General features: G+C 60.0%; 19 protein-coding genes. 10 read left to right on the top strand and 9 right to left on the bottom strand.

Going from position 1 to position 20,760, the window contains the following annotated elements; all coding sequences use genetic code 11:
* Position 1: 1 nt before the first annotated feature.
* The 6 genes from ACEN8Z_RS28455 (at position 2) to ACEN8Z_RS28430 (ending at position 5,815) form a co-directional block, all read left to right on the top strand.
* A complete protein-coding gene (locus tag ACEN8Z_RS28455) occupies positions 2-1,621 on the top strand; it encodes a DUF2300 domain-containing protein (protein WP_495596358.1) in 1,620 nt (539 codons plus the stop codon).
* 3 nt (positions 1,622-1,624) lie between these two features.
* Entirely contained in the window at positions 1,625-2,437 is an 813-nt protein-coding gene (locus ACEN8Z_RS28450; RefSeq protein WP_495596357.1) for a YfaP family protein, read from the top strand.
* Positions 2,438-2,760: 323 nt separating this feature from the next.
* Complete coding sequence (locus ACEN8Z_RS28445; RefSeq protein WP_495596356.1) at positions 2,761-3,543, top strand: transporter substrate-binding domain-containing protein; 783 nt, start codon at positions 2,761-2,763, stop codon at positions 3,541-3,543.
* Positions 3,544-3,598: 55 nt separating this feature from the next.
* Positions 3,599-4,327, top strand: a complete 729-nt coding sequence (locus ACEN8Z_RS28440; protein ID WP_007994171.1) for an ABC transporter permease — start codon at positions 3,599-3,601, stop codon at positions 4,325-4,327.
* A complete protein-coding gene (locus ACEN8Z_RS28435; protein WP_007994172.1) occupies positions 4,324-5,034 on the top strand; it encodes an ABC transporter permease in 711 nt (236 codons plus the stop codon). Before ACEN8Z_RS28440 ends, ACEN8Z_RS28435 begins: the two co-directional genes overlap by 4 nt.
* Positions 5,035-5,050: 16 nt before the next feature.
* Complete coding sequence (locus ACEN8Z_RS28430; RefSeq protein ID WP_116263859.1) at positions 5,051-5,815, top strand: ABC transporter ATP-binding protein; 765 nt, start codon at positions 5,051-5,053, stop codon at positions 5,813-5,815.
* A gap of 533 nt (positions 5,816-6,348) precedes the next feature.
* Here the strand turns inward: ACEN8Z_RS28430 and ACEN8Z_RS28425 are convergent.
* From ACEN8Z_RS28425 to exaC, 9 genes are all read right to left on the bottom strand, one after another.
* The gene (locus tag ACEN8Z_RS28425; RefSeq protein ID WP_495596355.1) at positions 6,349-7,095 is read right to left on the bottom strand and encodes a LexA family transcriptional regulator; all 747 of its coding nucleotides are present in this window, start codon (positions 7,093-7,095) and stop codon (positions 6,349-6,351) included.
* A gap of 229 nt (positions 7,096-7,324) precedes the next feature.
* Complete coding sequence (ppa, locus tag ACEN8Z_RS28420; protein WP_495596354.1) at positions 7,325-7,852, bottom strand: inorganic diphosphatase; 528 nt, start codon at positions 7,850-7,852, stop codon at positions 7,325-7,327.
* A 113-nt stretch (positions 7,853-7,965) separates the two neighbouring features.
* The gene (locus ACEN8Z_RS28415) at positions 7,966-8,778 is read right to left on the bottom strand and encodes a M90 family metallopeptidase (protein WP_495596353.1); all 813 of its coding nucleotides are present in this window, start codon (positions 8,776-8,778) and stop codon (positions 7,966-7,968) included.
* A 4-nt stretch (positions 8,779-8,782) separates the two neighbouring features.
* A complete protein-coding gene (locus ACEN8Z_RS28410) occupies positions 8,783-9,439 on the bottom strand; it encodes a DedA family protein (protein ID WP_495596352.1) in 657 nt (218 codons plus the stop codon).
* Positions 9,440-9,722: 283 nt separating this feature from the next.
* The gene (locus ACEN8Z_RS28405) at positions 9,723-10,184 is read right to left on the bottom strand and encodes a GNAT family N-acetyltransferase (RefSeq protein WP_007990572.1); all 462 of its coding nucleotides are present in this window, start codon (positions 10,182-10,184) and stop codon (positions 9,723-9,725) included.
* 114 nt (positions 10,185-10,298) lie between these two features.
* A complete protein-coding gene (gene eutC / locus ACEN8Z_RS28400) occupies positions 10,299-11,132 on the bottom strand; it encodes an ethanolamine ammonia-lyase subunit EutC (RefSeq protein ID WP_495596351.1) in 834 nt (277 codons plus the stop codon).
* A complete protein-coding gene (locus ACEN8Z_RS28395) occupies positions 11,129-12,523 on the bottom strand; it encodes an ethanolamine ammonia-lyase subunit EutB (protein WP_495596350.1) in 1,395 nt (464 codons plus the stop codon). Before ACEN8Z_RS28395 ends, eutC begins: the two co-directional genes overlap by 4 nt.
* Before the next feature lie 194 nt (positions 12,524-12,717).
* Positions 12,718-14,091 (bottom strand): ethanolamine permease, encoded by a 1,374-nt coding sequence (eat, locus tag ACEN8Z_RS28390; RefSeq protein WP_277532117.1) that lies wholly within the window; start codon positions 14,089-14,091, stop codon positions 12,718-12,720.
* A 271-nt stretch (positions 14,092-14,362) separates the two neighbouring features.
* A complete protein-coding gene (exaC, locus tag ACEN8Z_RS28385) occupies positions 14,363-15,883 on the bottom strand; it encodes an acetaldehyde dehydrogenase ExaC (RefSeq protein WP_116263865.1) in 1,521 nt (506 codons plus the stop codon).
* A 432-nt stretch (positions 15,884-16,315) separates the two neighbouring features.
* On the opposite strand from exaC, the gene ACEN8Z_RS28380 reads away from it, so the two are divergent.
* The 4 genes from ACEN8Z_RS28380 to ACEN8Z_RS28365 all read left to right on the top strand — a co-directional run bounded on the left by ACEN8Z_RS28380 (position 16,316) and on the right by ACEN8Z_RS28365 (position 20,672).
* Positions 16,316-18,229, top strand: coding sequence for a sigma-54-dependent Fis family transcriptional regulator (locus ACEN8Z_RS28380; RefSeq protein WP_495596349.1), 1,914 nt, complete (start codon positions 16,316-16,318; stop codon positions 18,227-18,229).
* 187 nt (positions 18,230-18,416) lie between these two features.
* Positions 18,417-19,766 (top strand): UDP-N-acetylmuramate:L-alanyl-gamma-D-glutamyl-meso-diaminopimelate ligase, encoded by a 1,350-nt coding sequence (gene mpl, locus ACEN8Z_RS28375; protein ID WP_495596348.1) that lies wholly within the window; start codon positions 18,417-18,419, stop codon positions 19,764-19,766.
* A complete protein-coding gene (ubiX, locus tag ACEN8Z_RS28370; RefSeq protein ID WP_008001739.1) occupies positions 19,763-20,395 on the top strand; it encodes a flavin prenyltransferase UbiX in 633 nt (210 codons plus the stop codon). Before mpl ends, ubiX begins: the two co-directional genes overlap by 4 nt.
* Positions 20,388-20,672, top strand: a complete 285-nt coding sequence (locus ACEN8Z_RS28365) for a YceK/YidQ family lipoprotein (RefSeq protein WP_116263868.1) — start codon at positions 20,388-20,390, stop codon at positions 20,670-20,672. The genes ubiX and ACEN8Z_RS28365 overlap by 8 nt, the downstream gene beginning before the upstream one ends.
* The last annotated feature ends 88 nt before the right edge of the window (positions 20,673-20,760 follow it).

Genomic DNA, 20,760 nt, shown 5'->3' with positions numbered 1-20,760 from the left:
GGTGCACAGGCTGCTGGTGGGTTGGCTGCTGTGTTTGATTCCTGTGCTGGCGACGGCACAGGACGAACCGCTGCGCCTGGCCTTCAACGGCGATTTGCTGTCGCTGAGCCGGACGCAGGTGATCGCCCGCGAGTCGTTGCCGCCGACGTTGCAGACGCCGCTGGGCAGTGTGTGGAAGTTGTTCGTCTACGCCTGGCTGGCGGATACCGGCGCACATGAGCCAGCTTATGAATGTCGCGGCCAGTCGAAGGAAGAGGTTTATTGCTGCACGGCGGGCGGCAGGATCGAGCGCGATCAGGCGTTGGTGAAGTCATGCGGTTTGTATTTCGAACCCGCGCGACTGGGCATCAGCGATGCAGGTTGGCGGGCGTATTGGCAGGCGCATCAAGCACCGCAATGGCTGTTGGATTTACCGTCGTTGCAACCGGCTACACGGGTTTCGGTGGCAGAACTGTTGAAGGTGTTGGCCGTGCTGCCGGCACAGGATCAGGCCCGGCGTGTGCTGCTCGACGTTGTACTTAATGCCGCCGATGGCAACGTCGTCGGCGCGCTCGGTAGCCGTTTGCGCGTGAAGACCTGGAGCTGGCTGGCTGATCAGGATGGCGCGTCGCGCCAGGGCGGATTCGCTGGTTGGGCGGCGGACGGTACACCGATCTGGGCCGGAGGACGGGGCACCAGTCAGCGGGTACTGCGTGATTACACCCAGGCATTGTCTACGGTGATTCCTGTTGCATGGCCTGTGGATGCCGGGAAATGTGTAGAGGTCGACCTGTTCTCCCGCTATCCACTCAAGCGCGTGCTGTCAGAGGGCAGTGTGGTGTCCTCCGGGGCGTTGCAGGGTGACTACCGCGTCGAATTCGCCAATGGTAATGCGCTGGATATTCACAGCGACGGCGAACTGTTTCTGTTCAACGACAAACTTGTCGCGCGACTGGATCGCGAAGAGTACGTCGCCCGTGTGCTCCAGCGCGAAGCCAGTGCCGAACCGGTCGAGGCCGCCAAAGCCCTGGCCGTGGCCATCCGCACGTACCTGCTGCAAAACGCGACGCATAGCGGTGACTGCCTGAGCATTGACGACAGCAGCAGCCGTCAGCGGGTCGCACCGCGTCCGGCGTCGCCCGAATCACGCGACATTGCCGCGTGGACCAGCGACCTGATCCTGGCTGGCAGCTCCGTCACCTACCATTCCGATCAACCCGGCCCGGACAAACTGTCCTGGCAGCAAGCCGTCGAACAGGCCCGTGCCGGCCAGCGCTACGATGCCATCCTGCTGCACGCCTACCCACGCGCCAGTCTCAGTCGCTGGGACAACCCGGTCGCGTCCTGCGAAGCCTTGCCCGCCGCGCAGGCCTGGCTGCAGAAACAACGGCGCGGTTGGCGCCAGAAACTTGAAAGCGAAACCGGCTACAACGAAGTCAGTAGCTTCGCCGTATGCCGGCTGGCCTTCGGCCGCCCCTATGTCGACCGCGAACGCCAGCGCATCTACGTGCGCGGCGCGCAGACGCTGCAAGACCGCCTCGACCTGACCCACGAATACCTGCACCTGGCCTTCGAAGCGCACCCCAATGGCCAGGATGAAACCTACATCGAAGGGCTCGCCCGCCACCTCTTGCTGGAATAGGCCATGAAACTCCGTTATCCACAGGTCTTGCTGTTTCTCCTTTCGCTGACGGCATTGCCGTGGGCGATGGCAGCGGACAGCGTCAAACTCGACACCCCCGCAGGCGGCTGGCGCACTGGCGCGTCCGAGGGCGAAGGGGAAAACTTCCGGCAGACCGTCAACTACCCGGCCTCGTCGGTGAACACCCCGACAGGGCAGGCCAACACCGCTCGTATCAGCGGCCAGATCAAAGCCACAGCCAAATCCGCAGAGCCCGGCCGGCTGATCGTCAACGGGGTGAGCATGCCGCTGAAAATCGACCCGGCAGGCCGCTTCGATCGCCCGTTCTCATTCCCCAATGGCAGCAACAGTGTCGAGGTGCGCAGCCCTGATGGCCAACAACGCCACCGCACGCAATTCCTCAACAGTAGCGGCGGTGCGACCCCGGCCAAACTACGCGTGTTGTTGTCCTGGGACAGCGACAATACCGACCTCGACCTGCACCTGATCACCCCCGACGGCGCGCACATCTGGTACGGCGACCGCGTAGCCCCCAATGGCGCGGCGCTCGACGTCGACGTCACCACTGGCTACGGCCCGGAAATCTTCGCCATGCCCGCGCCAATCAAGGGGCAATATCTGGTGTATGTGAACTACTTCGGCGGCGGGTACAGCAGTGATGAAGAGGGGCAGGAAGACGCGGTGCAAGCGCTGACCACGGCGCAGGTGACAGTGATTACCGAGGAGGGAACGCCGAGCGAAAAAATGGAAACGTTCCCGGTGCCGATGCGTGCGGTGGGGGAGTTGACGTTGGTGAAATCGTTCAGCTATCCGTGAGGTTGAGGTACAAGAGGTCGCTCACGGGTTTAGCCAGAAAAGTCGGCGTCCTTGATCTCACACTTTGTTACCGCATACCCCAGCCGGGTGTAAAAACTTGCTTCGGTAACAGCCCGGCAGCTACCCCAACCTCTACACTCACCTGCCTGCCAAGCCCATCGCAGAGGGCTGTACGCGCTTTCTCAAACGCCCAACCCGCGAATTGGCCGGGTGATTGCATATGCTTGTCTGTACAAGTATCTGCGTGTGCATAGGACATATCGCCACGCAGTACATGCGCTCTTGCGGCACAAGCGCTTTCGATGGTCCCTGGGAATAAAACAATGAAAAAAGCATTTCTCACCATTTCTGCATTGGCTTTGTGTATGGCTGCCGGTTCTGCGCTGGCCAAGGAGTACAAGGAGTTGCGTTTTGGCGTCGACCCCTCTTATGCGCCGTTCGAATCCAAGGCTGCCGATGGCAGCCTGGTGGGCTTCGATATCGACTTGGGCAACGCGATCTGCGCTGAGCTGAAGGTCAAGTGCAAATGGGTCGAAAGTGACTTCGACGGCATGATTCCTGGCCTCAAGGCCAACAAGTTCGACGGCGTGATCTCTTCCATGACCGCCACGCCAGCGCGTGAGAAAGTCATCGATTTCTCAAATGAGCTGTTCTCTGGCCCGACCGCGCTGGTATTCAAGAAAGGCGCGGCCATCGGCACCGATCCGGCCTCCCTCAAGGGCAAGAAAGTCGGCTACGAGCAAGGCACCATCCAGGAAGCCTACGCCAAGGCGGTGTTGGACAAGGCAGGCGTAGAGACCCAGGCCTACGCCAATCAGGACCAGGTGTACGCTGACCTGATCTCCGGACGCCTCGATGCCTCAATCCAGGACATGCTGCAAGCCGAGCTGGGCTTCCTGAAGTCGCCACCAGGCGCCGACTTCCAAGTCGGCGAGCCGGTCGAAAGCCCGCTACTGCCAGCCAAAACCGCCGTGGGTCTGACCAAAGGCAACGCCGAACTCCAGGCCTTGCTGAACAAAGGTATCAAGGCGCTGCACGACAATGGCACCTATGCGGCCGTCCAGCAGAAACACTTTGGCGATCTGAATCTCTACAGCGGCAAATAATGACCCTGCGCTCATTTGCGGATGGGCGCTTTTCGGATTGATGTAGGGCTGCCCAATGTTAGAAAACCTGTTGACGATTCTGGGGCTGTCAGGCTTCAGCCTCAAGGGCTTCGGCCCTCTGCTGCTGCAAGGCTCGTGGATGACTGTCAAATTATCCTTTCTGTGCTTGCTGGTAAGCGTTGGCCTGGGCCTGATCGGCGCCAGTGCCAAGCTTTCGAAATCAGCACTGCTGCGCGTCCCTGCGCAGGCCTACACCACGCTGATCCGCGGAGTGCCGGACCTGGTGCTGATGCTGCTGATTTTCTACAGCCTGCAAACCTGGCTGACTTCGTTTACCGATTTCATGGAATGGGAATACATCGAGATCAACCCCTTCAGTGCCGGGGTCATTACCCTGGGCTTCATCTACGGGGCGTATTTCACTGAAACCTTCCGCGGCGCCATCCTCGCCGTACCGCGAGGGCAGATGGAAGCGGCTACCGCCTACGGCCTGACCCGAGCCCAGCGCTTTCGCTTAGTGGTGTTCCCGCAAATGATGCGCTTTGCCCTGCCGGGCATCGGCAACAACTGGATGGTGATTCTCAAGGCCACCGCGCTGGTGTCGATCATTGGCCTGGCCGATCTGGTCAAGGTGGCCCAGGACGCGGGCAAGAGTTCCTATCAGCTGTTCTTCTTCCTGCTGCTGGCCGCCTTGATCTATCTGGTGATAACCACCGTTTCGAACTACGTCTTGCGCCGGATGGAAATCTTCTACGCCGCAGGCACCCGGGAGGCCGTGCGATGATCGAGCTACTGCAGGAATACTGGAAACCTTTCCTGTTCCAGGACGGCAATCACATCACCGGGCTGGCCATGACCCTCTGGCTACTCAGCGCCTCGATCTTCTTCGGCTTCGTGATGTCGATCCCGCTGTCGATTGCCCGGGTCTCAACCAATGTCTGGGTGCGCTGGCCGGTGCAGTTCTACACCTATCTGTTTCGGGGGACGCCACTCTATATTCAGCTGCTGATTTGTTACACCGGCATTTACAGCCTGGCCGCCGTGCGCGCTCAGCCAGTACTGGATGCGTTCTTTCGCGATGCGATGAACTGCACCATCCTGGCCTTCGCCCTGAACACCTGCGCCTACACCACGGAGATCTTCGCCGGGGCCATTCGCAGCATGAACCACGGCGAAGTCGAGGCCGCCAAGGCTTACGGCCTGACCGGCTGGAAGCTGTATGCCTACGTGATCATGCCGTCAGCCCTGCGTCGTTCGCTGCCTTACTACAGCAATGAAGTGATTCTGATGCTGCACTCGACCACCGTGGCCTTCACCGCGACCATCCCGGACATCCTGAAAGTCGCACGGGACGCCAACTCGGCGACTTTCCTGACCTTCCAGTCCTTCGGCATCGCCGCGTTGATCTACCTGGCAGTCACTTTCTCTCTGGTCGGCCTGTTCCGCCTGGCTGAACGCCGCTGGTTGTCTTTCCTCGGCCCGGCTCACTAATTCAGGATGCTTGTTCATGTACAAACTGACCGTTGAAAACCTGCACAAAAGCTACGGCAACCATGAAGTCCTCAAGGGCGTTTCGCTAAACGCCAAGACCGGCGACGTCATCAGCCTGATCGGCGCCAGTGGTTCGGGCAAGAGCACCTTTCTGCGTTGCATCAACTTCCTGGAAACGCCCAACGACGGCGCCATGAGCCTGGACAACCAGCCGATTCAAATGGTTCATGACCGCCACGGCATGCGTGTGGCCGACGCCAATGAACTGCAACGCATCCGTACTCGCCTGGCGATGGTGTTCCAGCACTTCAACCTGTGGAGCCACATGACGGTGCTGGAAAACATCACCATGGCCCCACGCCGGGTGCTGGGCGTCAGCAAGAAGGATGCAGAGGAGCGCGCCCGGCGTTACCTGGACAAGGTGGGCCTGCCGTCGCGGGTGGCCGACCAATACCCGGCGTTCCTCTCGGGTGGCCAGCAACAGCGGGTCGCCATTGCCCGTGCCCTGAGCATGGAACCGGAGATCATGCTGTTCGACGAGCCGACTTCGGCCCTGGACCCGGAACTGGTGGGCGAAGTGCTCAAGGTGATCCAGGGCCTGGCCGAAGAAGGCCGCACCATGATCATGGTGACCCACGAAATGAGCTTTGCGCGCAAAGTGTCGAACCAGGTGCTGTTCCTGCACCAGGGGCGGGTCGAAGAGCAGGGCGCACCCGAGGACGTATTGGGCAACCCCAAAAGCGAACGCCTGCAGCAGTTCCTCAGCGGCAACCTGAAGTAACCAGAGCACCTTCGAGCGACTCGGCCGCAGGGGCGCTCGAAGGCGCTGGCTCAACTCTCAAAACGCCCGCATTCCACCACCTCAAGATCAAATCCGGTCATGCCGGCTTACTTACCCTCATCGGCCAGGCGCGGAAGGTGTGTTCGCCGGCCCCCTACAAATGGCGTTGAACACCATCGGACAGGGGAATGCCTGAAGCGCCCGGAATAGCTAGGCTGTCGGGAGGATTCCTGGATGGGACGGGATTATTTTGGGCAATTAAAAAGCCGGCTTGTGGCCGGCTTCTCGGGGACTGGCTTGGATCATTTTTGGTAAACCGCGCCAGCCTTCAAAACGTACACCCGGATCTTGCGTCCGGCTGTGGGACCTGGTGAGAAAGTCATCTGTCAGGTCAGTGCATCTGAGCCGCGGGGCGGGTCGATGCGCAAATGTGGGGCGCAGCATACGCAGGTTTGACGGAAATTCCCAGCGGGAAGTGCCATGCAGAGCCGTTCGGCTACCCGGGTGGGTGGCCGTTGGAGGTTCAGGAGCGCTTAAAGAAATGGCACCGCCGGCCGCCGTTTGTTCAGGGTCGACCACCAGAACACCCAACCCAGCACCCTGATGTTCTGCTCTTCGATTTGTGCGGCCCTGAAGATTTCATCCGGGTACTCGGCGCGGTTGTGGCTGCGCAGTCGCAGGGAGTTGCCCGGTAGGCGGTGCAGGTACTTGATGCGTAGCATGCCGTCATGTTCGATGGCGTAGATCTCGCCATCGATAATCTGGGTCAAGCCACGGTCAATCGCCAGGGTCGAACCGTCTTCAATTTTCTCGCCCATGCTATTACCGCTCATGACGGCACAGATGGCGTCGGCGTGGTTGATTTCCAGGGAATCAAGGTGGTTGCGGGGCAGGCGGATGGATTGCCCGGGGTCTTCTATGACGTGGGTTTTGTTGGAGCCCGGGGCGATGACAGCTTCTTTGTACAAAGGCAATTCGACGTCGACAGGCTCGATGACCGTGTAGACACCGCGTATGGTCTGGGCATCGAAGGTGTTGCCGGATACGTCGAGCAGGCGCAGGTGTTGGGCGTCTTTCGAGCCTTCGCCGGTTTTCAGCCAGTCGCTGCTGACGGAGAGTTTTCTGGCGACTTCTTCCATGCAATGGGCGGGCACACCACGGGTGTACCAGTTATGTACATTTTGTGGAGCCGTATCCAGAAATTCGGCAAATCCGGTGGTCGTGATGCTCGCTGCTTCGAGGAGCGCTTTGAAGCGTGGGCCGCTAGTGTTCTTTTTCATGACCGCGAGTCTACTGGCGGCTAACAAGGGTTTGAATAAACGCCTCGTTCAAATTTCGCGGGAAATTTACGACTGGATGTAAGACGCTCTTGGGGAATTTTAAACAAGAAAAAACCGAGATCGAGCCTGGTTAAACACTGTGTTTGGCGTACGAACCAAGCACCCACAAAAAACCCCGGATCAACCGGGGTTTTTCTTGCAGCTTGTCGCTTGAAGCTTGCGACTGCTCTTAACCTTTATAGGCAGCAACCGACCTGGTGATCGCGTCGCGGGCGGCGTCTGCGCCGGCCCAGCCTTCGATCTTCACCCATTTGCCTTTTTCGAGATCTTTGTAGTTCGCGAAGAAGTGCTCGATCTGCTGGATCAGCAGCGCTGGCAAATCGGTGTATTCCTTCACGTCGACGTACAGCTGGGACAGCTTGTCGTGTGGGACTGCGATGACTTTGGCATCGCCGCCGCCGTCGTCGGTCATGTTCAGGATGCCGACCGGACGCGCGCGGATCACCGAGCCTGGAGCAACCGGGTAAGGGGTTACGACCAGCACGTCGAGGGGATCACCGTCGTCGGCCAGGGTGTTCGGGATGTAACCGTAGTTGGCCGGGTAGAACATTGGGGTGGCCATGAAACGGTCAACGAACAGGCAATCGCTGTCTTTGTCGATTTCGTATTTGATCGGCGCGTGGTTGGCCGGAATCTCGATCGCGACGTAGATGTCGTTCGGCAGGTCTTTGCCAGCCGGAATCTTGCTGTAGCTCATTGGGCGTTGCCCCCGTTAGTTGACCAAAAACACTTGGCCGGATTGGCCAAAAAGTGGCGGCGATTATAGGCATATTCCTGGGTCGACGCCATGTACCAGAAGTCGTATGGCGCTCACTGGTGTGCCTGATAGACAGGGTCGTGCGCCTGAAGTTGCTTCAACCTCGCCAGCGGGTCCTGGCGATAGAACAGCTTCAACTGCTGGTACACCTGTGGATAAGCCTCGTGCAGCAAATCCGGGGCGCTGAAGAAGTATTCGCTGGTGACGGCGAAGAATTCGCCGGGATTTTCCGCGGCATACGGGTCGATGGCGGTTTCGGCATCGGGATTGTGGTCCAGTTGCCGGTTGAGGTCTTCGTAGGCCGCTTGCATGACGCTGGCCCATTCGCTGACCCGCATGTCAGGGTGCAGCGGCGGCAGGCCGTTGGCGTCACCGTTGAGCATGTCGAGCTTGTGCGCCAGTTCGTGGATCACCAGGTTGTAGCCTTCCCAGCCACCGCTGGCCATTACGCCGGGCCAGGCGAGGATGATCGGGCCTCGCTGCCAGGCCTCACCGCTGTGTTCACCGTCCCATTCGTGTTCGACGCCGCTGGCATCGCGATGGCGCTGGGGGCTGAGGAAGTCGTCGGGGTAGAGAATGATTTCGTGGAAGCCCTGATACCAGTTCAGGTCGCCGAGGTGCAGCAGCGGCAGTTGCGCCTGGGCGGCGAGCAACAGGCGTTGCTCCTGATGCAGTTCGACACCGGGCAGGGCGGTCAGGTGCTTGTCTTCGAGGAACAACACACAGGCTTCGCGCAGCCATTGGTCTTCGGCGGCACTGATGCCATCGAGAAAGCTCAGGTGATGACGCACCCGTTGCCACATGTCATCGGCAATCGGGTGCTTTGCCAGGGTGCGCCGGCGACGCCAGGCGCTCAGGGACCACATCGTGTCAGCGCGATTCGGCTTTGGAGCTCGAACCCGCCAGGCGGCTACGCACGATGCTAATGATCATCGGCAGCAACGACACCAGGATGATGCCGACTACCAGAAGCGACAGGTTCTTCTTGATGAACGGCACGTTGCCGAAGAAATAGCCGAGCGTCACCAGACCGCCGACCCACAGGACAGTGCCGAAGACACTGAAGGCAAAGAAACGCGGATACGGCATTTTCCCCACACCGGCGACGAATGGTGCAAAGGTGCGGATGATGGGCAGGAAGCGCGCCAGGGTCACGGTTTTGCCGCCATGCTTGTCGTAGAAATCGTGGGTTTGTTGCAGGTAGTCACGACGGAAGATCTTCGAGTCCGGATTGCTGAACAGTTTTTCACCTACCGTTCGTCCAATGATGTAGTTGGTGCTATCACCCAGAATCGCCGCCAGCATCAGCAGACCGCCGAGCAGTACCGGGTCCATGCCGCCACCGGCCGCCACGGCCCCGGCGATGAACAGCAGGGAGTCGCCCGGCAGGAAGGGCATAACCACCAGGCCGGTTTCACAGAAGATCACCATAAACAGAATGGCGTAGATCCATGCCCCGTAGTTGGTTACGAGCATGTCGAGGTAGACGTCGAGATGCAGGACAATGTCGATCGGGTTGAAATCCATGGAAAGCACCTGTGGTAATGGCCCGACTCAGCAGGCCTGTGCGGATGACTTCGCGTAAGACTACGTATAGGGGTAGTTTTTCTTACAAGCCGGGAAGATCGGGATTATACGAGGCGAGAGGTGAAAATCGCGTCGAGATTGTAGCGAGGGATGTCATGACTGACCGATGGCCTGATACCGAACCTGTGGGAGTGAGCCTGCTCGCGATGTCATTGCCTCGGTGGATCAGTGTCACCCAGTCGATGCCATCGCGAGCAAACTCGCTCCCACAGGTTCAGATGCTTCAGAGTTCGTCGCTGATCGGCAGCACATAGTTCTTGAACTCGGTATCTTCCTTGAATCCGATGGACTCGTAGGTTTTCTGCGCGACTTCATTGTTGCTGCTGGTGGAAACACGCATGCGCACGGCATTGGTTTCCTTGGCCATTTTTTTTGCGGTGCGGATCAGGTTATCGGCCACCAACTGACGGCGGGCGTCTTCGGCGACATAAATATCGTTGAGGATCCACACACGTTTGAGCGAAAGCGATGAAAAGCTTGGGTACAACTGGCAGAAGCCCATCAGTTTGTTGCTGTCGTCATCGGACAGCGCCAGGTAGATCACCGATTCCTTGCGACGCAGTCGTTTCTCGAGGAACGCCCGGGACGAGTCCGGATACGGCAGGGAACCATAAAACTCGCGATATTTGACGAACAATGGGGTCAGCAGGTCCAGGTGTTCGAGGGTCGCTTGAATAATCCGCATGGTAGGTCTCGTCTTCAAGTGGCTGTCTAACGTCTCTGACGGCAATGGGAAACCCTTGGCGGCCGCGCAACGATCCTGCCTGAAACTGGTACGAGTGTGCAATGCGCAAGCGGTTCAGGCATTCGGCGGGCCGAGCAGGAAATTACCTTTCATGTCAGTTCCTGCGTCTGACTCCAGTGTCTGAACCTGCGCCTCGTCCTTCAGATTGACCCCTGACAACTGCCGCCGGCAGGCTTCGCGCATCAAATACAGCAAACGGTGTGCCGCCATGCCGTAGCTCAGCCCTTCGAGCCGGACATTGGAGATGCAATTGCGCCACGCGTCCGTCAGGCCGACCTTTGGATTGTAGGTGAAATATAAACCCAGGCTGTCCGGGGAGCTGAGGCCAGGGCGTTCGCCGATGAGGATCACGGTCATTTTTGCGCCAAGCAACTCACCGATCTCATCGGCGACCGCCACTCGGCCCTGTTCCACGAGTATGACGGGCGCGATGGTCCAGTCGTCTGCCATTTGCTCTTCGAAGCGCGCAAGAAACGGCAGGGTGTGGCGATGGACGGCCAGTGCCGACAGGCCGTCGGCGACCACAATCACCAGATCCACGCCACCCGGATGGGCCGCCGCGTAATCACGCAGGATCTGCGCCGATGCATCACTGAGTTTTCGCCCCAGATCGGGGCGTTGCAGGTACATGTTGCGATCCGTCGCCGCGCTGTGCAGCAACAGGCTTTCGCGTCCGCGTTCGGCCAATTGCGAGCTGAGTGCCGCATGTTCGAATGGCAGATGCACTGCATCCCGCGCCTGAGCGTGGGCGTACTGGAAATCCAGTTGTGCGTGGGTGGGAATGCTGGTGCCGGTTCGGCCCAAGGCAATCCGCGCTGGCGTCAGACGCCGCAGTTCCAGCCATGGGTTGTGAGGGTCGAAGGGTAGTTTATCCATGTCATTGCTCATCCCAATTGCGCCAAGGCCTGCCGAAAGGCCGGTGGCAGGCTGTCGCCGAAGAGAATCCTGCCGTCCGCTTGAGTGAATATGCCCATTTTCGCCAGCCATTGTTCGAACTCCGGTGCAGGCTTCAGGCCCAGGGTCTGGCGGGCATAGAGCGCGTCGTGAAACGAGGTGGTCTGGTAGTTGAGCATGATGTCGTCGGAGCCCGGGATACCCATGATGAAGTTGATCCCGGCCACGCCCAGCAGGGTCAGCAGGGTGTCCATGTCGTCCTGGTCGGCTTCGGCGTGGTTGGTGTAGCAGATGTCGCAGCCCATGGGCACGCCCAAAAGCTTGCCGCAGAAGTGGTCTTCTAGGCCAGCTCGGATGATCTGTTTGCCGTTGTACAGGTATTCCGGGCCGATGAAGCCGACGACAGTGTTGACCAGAAACGGTTTGAAATGTCGTGCCACGGCGTAGGCGCGGGTTTCGCAGGTTTGTTGATCGACACCGTGATGGGCGTTGGCCGACAGCGCGCTGCCCTGGCCAGTTTCGAAATACATCAGGTTTTGCCCGAGTGTGCCGCGATTGAGGCTCAATCCTGCGTCGTAACCTTCCTGCAATAGGTTGAGGTTGATGCCGAAGCTGGCGTTGGCCGCTTCGGTGCCGGCAATCGACTGGAACACCAGATCCAGCGGCACGCCGCGATTTACCGCTTCAATCGAAGTGGTGACGTGGGTCAGCACGCATGCCTGGGTCGGGATCTCGTAGCGCTGGATGATCGCGTCGAGCATTTCCAGCATGGCGCAGATCGAGGCGATGCTGTCGGTGGCCGGGTTGATGCCGATCATTGCATCACCGTTGCCGTGCAGCAGGCCGTCGAGAATGCTCGCGGCAATGCCGGCCGGTTCGTCGGTGGGGTGATTCGGTTGCAGGCGTGTGGACAGTCGACCGCGCAGCCCCAGGGTGCCGCGAAACTTCGTGACCACACGGATTTTCTGCGCCACCAGTACCAGGTCCTGCACGCGCATGATCTTCGAAACGGCGGCAACCATTTCCGGGGTGAGGCCGGGGGCGAGGGCGCGCAGGACCTGTTCGTCGGCGGCATCGCTGAGCAGCCAGTCGCGAAAACCACCGACGGTGAGGTGACTGACGACCGCGAAGGCTTGTTTGTCGTGGGTGTCGATGATCAGTCGGGTGACTTCATCGGACTCATAGGGAATCAACACTTCCTGCAGGAAGTGGGTAAGCGGGGTGTCGGCCAGGGTCATTTGAGCGGCCACGCGCTCGCCATCATTAAGGGCCGCAACGCCGGCCAGAAAATCCCCGGAGCGCGCAGGGCTGGCCTTGGCCATCACTTCCTTGAGGCTGTCGAAGCGATAGGTCCGGGCGCCGACGGTATGGGCATATACGGCCATGGGGCGGGGCCTCCTGATCAATTTAAAATGCGATCCGCTTTTCTGTGGGAGCGAGCTTGCTCGCGATAGCAGTCTTACATTCGCCACATGTGCTGAATGACACACCGCCATCGCGAGCAAGCTCGCTCCCACAGGGGAATTGTGTGCACTTCAATAATGCAGGCGCCGGGCAGTGGGCCCGGCGCCGGTGCATTTCATATACCTTCGAGCATAGCGTCTGCCGGTGCCTCGGAACGTTGCCTGGCGGTCAGCTGGAAATACAGGTAACCGGCAACCATGAAACCGAGGAAAATCAGGCCGATCAAGGTGTTGAACCACGCCATTGCCACCAGGCACACCACTGCCAGAAACAGTGCGATCCCTGGCACGATCGGATAACCCGGGGCGCGGAAGGTGCGTTCCAGGTTGGGTTCGGTTTTACGCAGCTTGAACAGGCTCAGCATACTGATGATGTACATCACGATGGCGCCGAATACCGACATGGTGATCATTGCCGCCGTCAGGGTCATGCCTTGCAGGTTGACCAGGCCATCGCTGTAGATCGCCGCAATGCCGATCACACCGCCGGCCAGAATCGCCCGGTGCGGCGTCTGGAAGCGCGAGAGTTTGGCCAGCCCTTTGGGCAAGTAACCGGCGCGAGCCAGGGCGAAGAACTGCCGTGAATAGCCAAGAATGATCCCGTGGAAACTCGCCACCAGGCCGAACAAACCGATCCATACCAGCATGTGCATCCAGGTCGAATTGTTGCCGACCACGGCTTTCATCGCCTGGGGCAATGGATCGTTGATGTTCGACAGTTGACGCCAGTCGCCGACGCCACCCGCCATCACCATCACGCCGATGGCCAGAAACACCAGGGTCAGAATGCCGCTGACGTAGGCCTTGGGGATGGTGCGTTTCGGGTCCTTGGCTTCCTCGGCGGCCATGGCTGCGCCTTCGATGGCGAGAAAGAACCAGATCGCGAAGGGAATGGCGGCGAAAATGCCAGGAATCGAGCCCATCGTGAACTCATTGGCACCTGACCAGCCGTTGAGCACAAAGTTGCTGAAACTGAAGCCCGGCGCGACCACGCCCATGAACACCAGCAGTTCAGCGACGGCCAGCACAGTGACCACCAACTCAAAGGTGGCCGCGATGCTGACGCCGAGGATATTCAGGCCCATGAACACGAAATAGGCGCCAACGGCGGCGATCTTCGGGTCCAGTTCCGGGTATTGCACGTTGAGGTAGGCGCCGATGGCCATGGCGATGGCCGGTGGCGCAAAGACGAATTCGATCAGGGTGGCGATGCCGGCGATCAACCCGCCTTTTTCACCAAAGGCCCGGCGGCTATAGGCAAATGGCCCGCCAGCGTGGGGAATCGCAGTCGTCAGTTCGGTGAAGCTGAAGATGAAGCAGGTGTACATCGTCGCCACCATCAACGCGGTGACAAGAAAACCCAGTGTGCCTGCGGTGCCCCAGCCGTAACTCCAGCCGAAATACTCGCCGGAAATCACCAGGCCGACAGCAATCCCCCATAAATGCAGGGTGCCGAGTGTGGGTTTGAGCTGTGTGGAAGAAGTAGTCATAAGTCCTCTCTATTTTTTATTGTTCGATCTTTTGGACTTTCGGGTACGACGGTTTGGGTGCAATTCCTGAATGACGGGTACGCAAGGCCCGTGCCAGAGCGGCCAGGCTTTTGTTTTGTGTCATTTAAGACGCCATCGCGAGCAGGCTCGCTCCCACAGGGTTATGGGGTGAATTCACTATTGAGAGCCAGCCCGGATCCACTGTGGGAGCGAGCCTGCTCGCGATGGCTGCTTGAAGGGCGACACAGAAACACCTGTGTCGCCCCGGTTTTTAGAAGAAGCCCAGCGGATTGATGTCGTAGCTCACCAGCAGGTTTTTGGTCTGCTGATAGTGGTCGAGCATCATCTTGTGGGTTTCACGGCCGACGCCGGACTTCTTGTAACCACCGAACGCGGCGTGCGCCGGGTACAGGTGGTAGCAGTTGGTCCACACACGACCGGCCTTGATGGCGCGGCCCATGCGGTAGGCGCGGTTGATGTCGCGGGTCCAGAGGCCGGCACCCAGGCCGAACTCGGTGTCGTTGGCGATGGCCAGGGCTTCGGCTTCGTCCTTGAAGGTGGTGATGCTCACCACCGGGCCGAAGATTTCTTCCTGGAACACACGCATTTTGTTGGTGCCTTTGAGCAGCGTCGGCTGGATGTAATACCCGCTCGCCAGGTTGCCCTCGAGTTTTTCCACCTTGCCGCCGGTCAGCAGTTCGGCGCCTTCGCCCTTGGCGATTTCCAGGTACGAAAGGATTTTGTCGAATTGCTGCTCGGACGCCTGGGCGCCGACCATGGTGTCGGTGTCCAGCGGGTCGCCGCGTTTGATCTGCAGGACTTTCTTCATCACCACCTGCATGAATTCGTCGTAGATCGACTCCTGCACCAAGGCGCGAGACGGGCAGGTGCAGACTTCGCCCTGGTTGAAGAACGCCAGTACCAGGCCTTCGGCGGCTTTTTCGATGAAGGACGGTTCGGCCTTCATGATGTCCTCGAAGAAGATGTTCGGCGACTTGCCGCCCAGTTCCACGGTGGACGGAATGATGTTTTCCGCCGCGCATTTCATGATGTGCGAGCCGACCGGGGTCGAGCCGGTGAAGGCAATCTTGGCGATGCGCTTGCTAGTGGCCAGCGCTTCGCCGGCTTCTTTGCCGAAGCCTTGCACGATGTTCAGCACGCCCGGTGGCAGCAGGTCGCCGATCAGTTCGACCAGAACGGTGATACCCAGCGGGGTTTGCTCGGCGGGTTTGAGCACCACGCAGTTACCGGCAGCCAGGGCCGGGGCGAGTTTCCAGGCGGCCATCAGGATCGGGAAGTTCCACGGGATGATCTGCCCGACCACACCCAGCGGTTCATGGATGTGATAGGCCACGGTGTTGCCGTCGATTTCGGCAGCGCTGCCTTCCTGGGCGCGCAGGCAACCGGCGAAGTAGCGGAAGTGGTCGGCAGCCAGCGGGATGTCGGCGTTGAGGGTTTCGCGCACGGCCTTGCCGTTGTCCCAGGATTCGGTGATCGCCAGGGTTTCCAGATTTTGTTCGATGCGGTCGGCGATTTTCAGCAGCACCAGCGAGCGCGCCTGGGCGGAGGTGGCGCCCCACGCGTCGGCAGCGGCGTGGGCGGCGTCCAGGGCCTTGTCGATGTCTTCGGCCGTGGAACGGGGGAATTCGGCAATTGGTTGGCCATTCACTGGCGAGGTATTGGTGAAGTACTGACCTTTGACAGGCGCGACGAACTCGCCGCCGATGTAGTTACCGTATTTGCTCTTGAACGAAACGATAGCGCCTTCAGTACCGGGGTGAGCGTAACGCATGGTGGTTTCTCCTTGCTTTTGTGCTTATAGGGAGTCGCGCATGTGCGCTTGCTTTAAGCGTAGAGCAAGGGCCGGGCCAGTGCGTTGCATGCCAGGAAAATCAAGGCCTTGCGTAGTTTTTGTCGGACAAACGGGGTTGGCTTGTGGCGCTTTCGGTACAGCGCCCGTGACACTTTGTACCGTTTTTGGCACGGTGTGTGACCGAGCGGTCTTGCCGGCATTGCAATGCGGGTCAGGCTGGAGGATGCTCGGCATCACATAACGCAATGCACATGTAGCAGCTGCCGAAGGCTGCGTTCGAGGGCGAAGCACTCGCCTCGGTTCGGCAGTGAAATCCAGGACACAGGTTTTACGACCGCTCCGCGCCCGAATGCAGCCTGCGGCAGCTGCTACACGGAGGCGAGCCAGATCTTTCTGGGAGAATAATAAGAAATGCACGACAACCACTTGAGTCGCCATGCCCAGCAAGTATTGACCGTGACCCAGGGCAAGACCCACCTGCACGGCCCCGGAAGCGATCCGTCCATCGCCCGTTCCTGGCTGCGTTGCCTTGAGGACTATCACCTCGATCCGGCCCTGAGCATCGCGCCGACGGTGCTGGAACATGGCCGTGTCCTCGAAAGCCGCGAACGCTTGCAGCAAGTGCTGCACATCGCCGGCAATGAAATGACCAGCCTGCACCAGCAACTCTCCGGCGCCGGCCATGCGGTCTTACTGACCGACGCCCGCGGCGTGATCCTCAACTGCGTCACCGCGCCCGCCGAGCGACAGATTTTCGAACGTGCCGGGCTCTGGCTCGGTGCCGACTGGAGCGAGGCCTGCGAAGGCACCAACGGCATCGGCACCTGCCTGGTGGAGCGTCAGTCGCTGACCATCCATCAGGACGAACACTTTCGCGGCCGCCACACCGGCCTGACCTGCTCGGCGAGCCCGGTCTTCGATCCCCATGGCGAATTGTTGGCGGTGCTCGACGTGTCGTCGGCGCGGCGTGATGTGTCGCGGCAGAGTCAGTTCCATACCATGGCGCTGGTCAATCTGTCGGCGAAGATGATCGAGAGCTGCTACTTCCTGCGCTGCTTCGACAACCAATGGCTGCTGCGTTTTCACCTGCAGGCCGAGTCCGTTGGCTTGTTCAGCGAAGGGTTGCTGGCGTTCGATGGAGAAGGGCGCATTTGCGCGGTCAATCAGAGTGCGCTGAACCTGCTGGGACACATTCGCGGCGGCTTGCTGGGTAAACCGGTGGAGGCGTTCTTCGATTGCTCGCTCGATGAGTTGTTGGGGCGCGCGAGCCTCAATGCCGCGGCTAGTTGGCCGTTGCGCACCCGTGATGGTCGCAAGCTGTTCGCGGTACTGCGCGGTGAGGCGCGGCGGCCGCTTCCGACTCCGGCGGTGCCTGCTCCCACGGTTGCACAAGCACCGCGCCTGTCGGGCATTTGCCTGGACGATGCGGCGTTGCAGGCGGACTTCCGCAAGGCCTTGCGCGTCTACGAGCGCGACGTGCCGCTGCTGATCAACGGCGAAACCGGGTCCGGCAAGGAGGCCTTCGCGAAAGCGGTGCACCACGCCAGCCAGCGGGCGGAAAAAGCCTTCGTCGCCCTCAACTGCGCGGCCATTCCCGAAAGCCTGATTGAAAGCGAGCTGTTCGGTTATCGCGGCGGCAGCTTTACCGGTGCGCGCAAGGAAGGCATGCGCGGCAAGTTGCAACAGGCCGACGGCGGGACATTGTTCCTCGATGAAATCGGTGACATGCCACTGGCCCTGCAAACGCGGTTGCTGAGAGTACTGGAAGACCGGCAAGTGGTGCCGATCGGTGGCGAGCCGGAATCGGTGAATGTGCGGATCATCAGTGCCACTCACCGCAATTTGCTGGATCGCGTGCAGGACGGCAGCTTCCGCGAGGATTTGTATTACCGGCTCAACGGGCTGGAAGTTGCATTGCCGGCCTTGCGTGAGCGCAGTGACAAATCCCGGTTGCTCGATTTTTTGCTGGCCGAGGAGGCGGGCGGAGAAACCGTGTTGATCGACGAGCCGGCGCGAGAGGCTCTGCTGGGCTTTGCCTGGCCAGGCAACGTACGGCAATTGCGCAATGTGCTGCGTACGTTGGCAGCACTGTGTGAAGACGGACGGATCGGTCTGGAAGATTTGCCGGCGATGATTCGACAGGCGCGTCCGGTGGTGTCGGCGATTGAAGAAGTGTCGGAGCATCCGCTGGAAGATGCCGAGCGGCTGGCGTTGCTCACGACACTGGAGCAGACACGCTGGCATATGACGCATACGGCGGAGCAGCTTGGGGTCAGCCGCAATACCCTCTATCGGAAGCTGCGTAAACACGGTATCGCCCGGTAAACCGTGTCGCGGCCATTCGCGAGCAAGCCCGCTCCCACATTGGTCTTATAGTGAACACAAATTTGTGAACACCTCCGAGCAAATGTGGGAGCGAGCTTGCTCGCGAAGGCGTCTTCGGATCTGAAACATCAGGTGCGATTTTTCCCACCCTACGCTAACCTGCGGCCATGTTTTACGAGGTCGACTAATGCACATTCATATTCTGGGTATCTGCGGGACTTTCATGGGCTCGATGGCGGTTCTGGCCAAAGAGCTGGGCCATCACGTGACCGGCTCCGATGCCAACGTCTATCCGCCGATGAGTACTCAACTGCAAGCCCAGGGCATTGAGTTGACTCAAGGCTATGACCCGGCACAACTTGATCCGGCCCCCGACCTGGTGGTGATCGGCAACGCCATGTCGCGGGGTAACCCGGCCGTGGAGTACGTGCTGAACAAAGGCCTGCCTTACGTTTCCGGCCCGCAATGGCTGGCCGATCACGTGCTGCAAGGTCGCTGGGTGCTGGCGGTTGCCGGTACGCACGGCAAGACCACCACCAGCAGCATGCTGGCCTGGGTGCTGGAGCACGCGGGCATGGCCCCGGGCTTCCTGATCGGCGGCGTGCCGCAAAACTTCTCGGTGTCGGCGCGCCTGGGTGATACGCCGTTCTTTGTCATCGAAGCCGATGAATACGACAGTGCATTCTTCGACAAGCGCTCCAAGTTCGTGCACTACCGTCCGCGCACCGCGATCCTGAACAACCTCGAATTCGATCACGCGGACATCTTCCCGGACCTGCCAGCCATCGAGCGGCAGTTCCATCACCTGGTGCGGACCATCCCGAGCGAAGGCCTGGTGATTCATCCGACCACTGAGCCAGCCCTGCAGCGCGTCATCGAAATGGGTTGCTGGACCCCGGTACAAACCACTGGTGCCGGCGGTCAGTGGCAGGTCAAGTTGCTCAGTGAAGATGGCTCGAAGTTCGAAGTGATGTTCGACGGTGTTGCCCAGGGTGTGGTCGAGTGGGACATGACTGGCCAGCACAACGTCGCCAACGCCCTGGCGACCCTTGCCGCCGCACGCCATGTCGGTGTGGTGCCGTCCATGGGCATTGCTGCGTTGAGCGCCTTCAAGAGCGTGAAACGCCGGATGGAGAAAGTCGCGGAGGTCCGTGGCATCACCATTTATGACGACTTCGCTCATCACCCGACCGCTATCGCCACCACCCTCGACGGCCTGCGCAAGCGCATCGGCGATGCACCGCTGATGGCGATCATCGAGCCGCGTTCCAACTCGATGAAGCTCGGCGCGCACCGTGACGGATTGCCGGAAAGCGTGGTCGATGCCGATCAGGTGATCTGGTACGCACCGGCCAATCTCGGGTGGGACCTGGCGGGCACCGCAGCGCTGTGCACTGTGCCGTCGATTGTCAGTGATTCCCTGGAAGGCATCATCGAGCGCGTGAAGAGCCAGGCCCAACCCGGTACTCACGTGGTGATCATGAGCAACGGCGGCTTCGGCGGCCTGCACGGCAAACTCGCCGAGGCACTGAAATGAACAACGGCCCGGACCGCATCACCCTGGCGATGACCGGCGCTTCCGGTGCCCAATATGGTCTGCGCCTGCTTGACTGTCTGGTGCGGGAAGATCGTGAAGTGCACTTCCTGATTTCCAGGGCCGCGCAATTGGTGATGGCGACCGAAACGGATGTCACGCTGCCGTCCAAACCGCAGATGATGCAGGCGTTTCTCACAGAATACACGGGGGCCGCCGCCGGGCAGATTCGGGTGTACGGCAGGGAAGACTGGATGTCGCCGGTGGCTTCGGGTTCGGGCGCGCCAGCGGCGATGGTGGTGGTGCCGTGTTCCACGGGCACGTTATCGGCCATCGCCACCGGCGCCTGCAACAACCTGATCGAACGAGCCGCCGACGTGACACTGAAAGAGCGTCGGCAGTTGATCCTGGTGCCCCGTGAAGCGCCGTATTCGAGCATTCATCTGGAACACATGCTCAAGTTGTCGAACATGGGCGTGACGATCCTGCCGGCATCACCGGGCTTTTATCATCAGCCGCAAACCATCGACGACCTGATCGATTTTGTCGTGGCGCGGATTCTTAATCTGCTGAATATTCCTCAGGACATGCTGCCGCGCTGGGGCGAGCATCATCTGACCAGCGATGAATAAGTTGCTGATGGTTGTGCTGGCGCTGCAATTGGCCGGATGCGCGACGGCGCGCACGCTCGACGCGGCCAAGCCGGGGGCGCCAGTGGTGTACGCCGGGACGCGGCTGGATTTGTATGCGATGAATGGCGGTTGTTGCGCGATGGACCGTTTCGGCGCGCAAGCGCCGAGCTATCCGGGCGTTGATCTGCCGGCCAGTGCGTTGCTCGACACACTGCTGTTGCCGTTGTCGGTGTTGACGGTTTTGGGCGTGAATTTTCAGGCGACGGGTGGATTGTAAGGGAGCGCTTCGCGCTCAATCGCGAGCAAGCTCGCTCCCACAGGTTTTTCAGCGATTACAAAACTCATGTACGACACAAAACCCTGTG

This window comes from Pseudomonas sp. Pseusp10, assembly GCF_059492225.1.
Note: the sequence above shows the minus strand (reverse complement) of the source record. Positions and strands in the feature narration are given on the sequence as shown.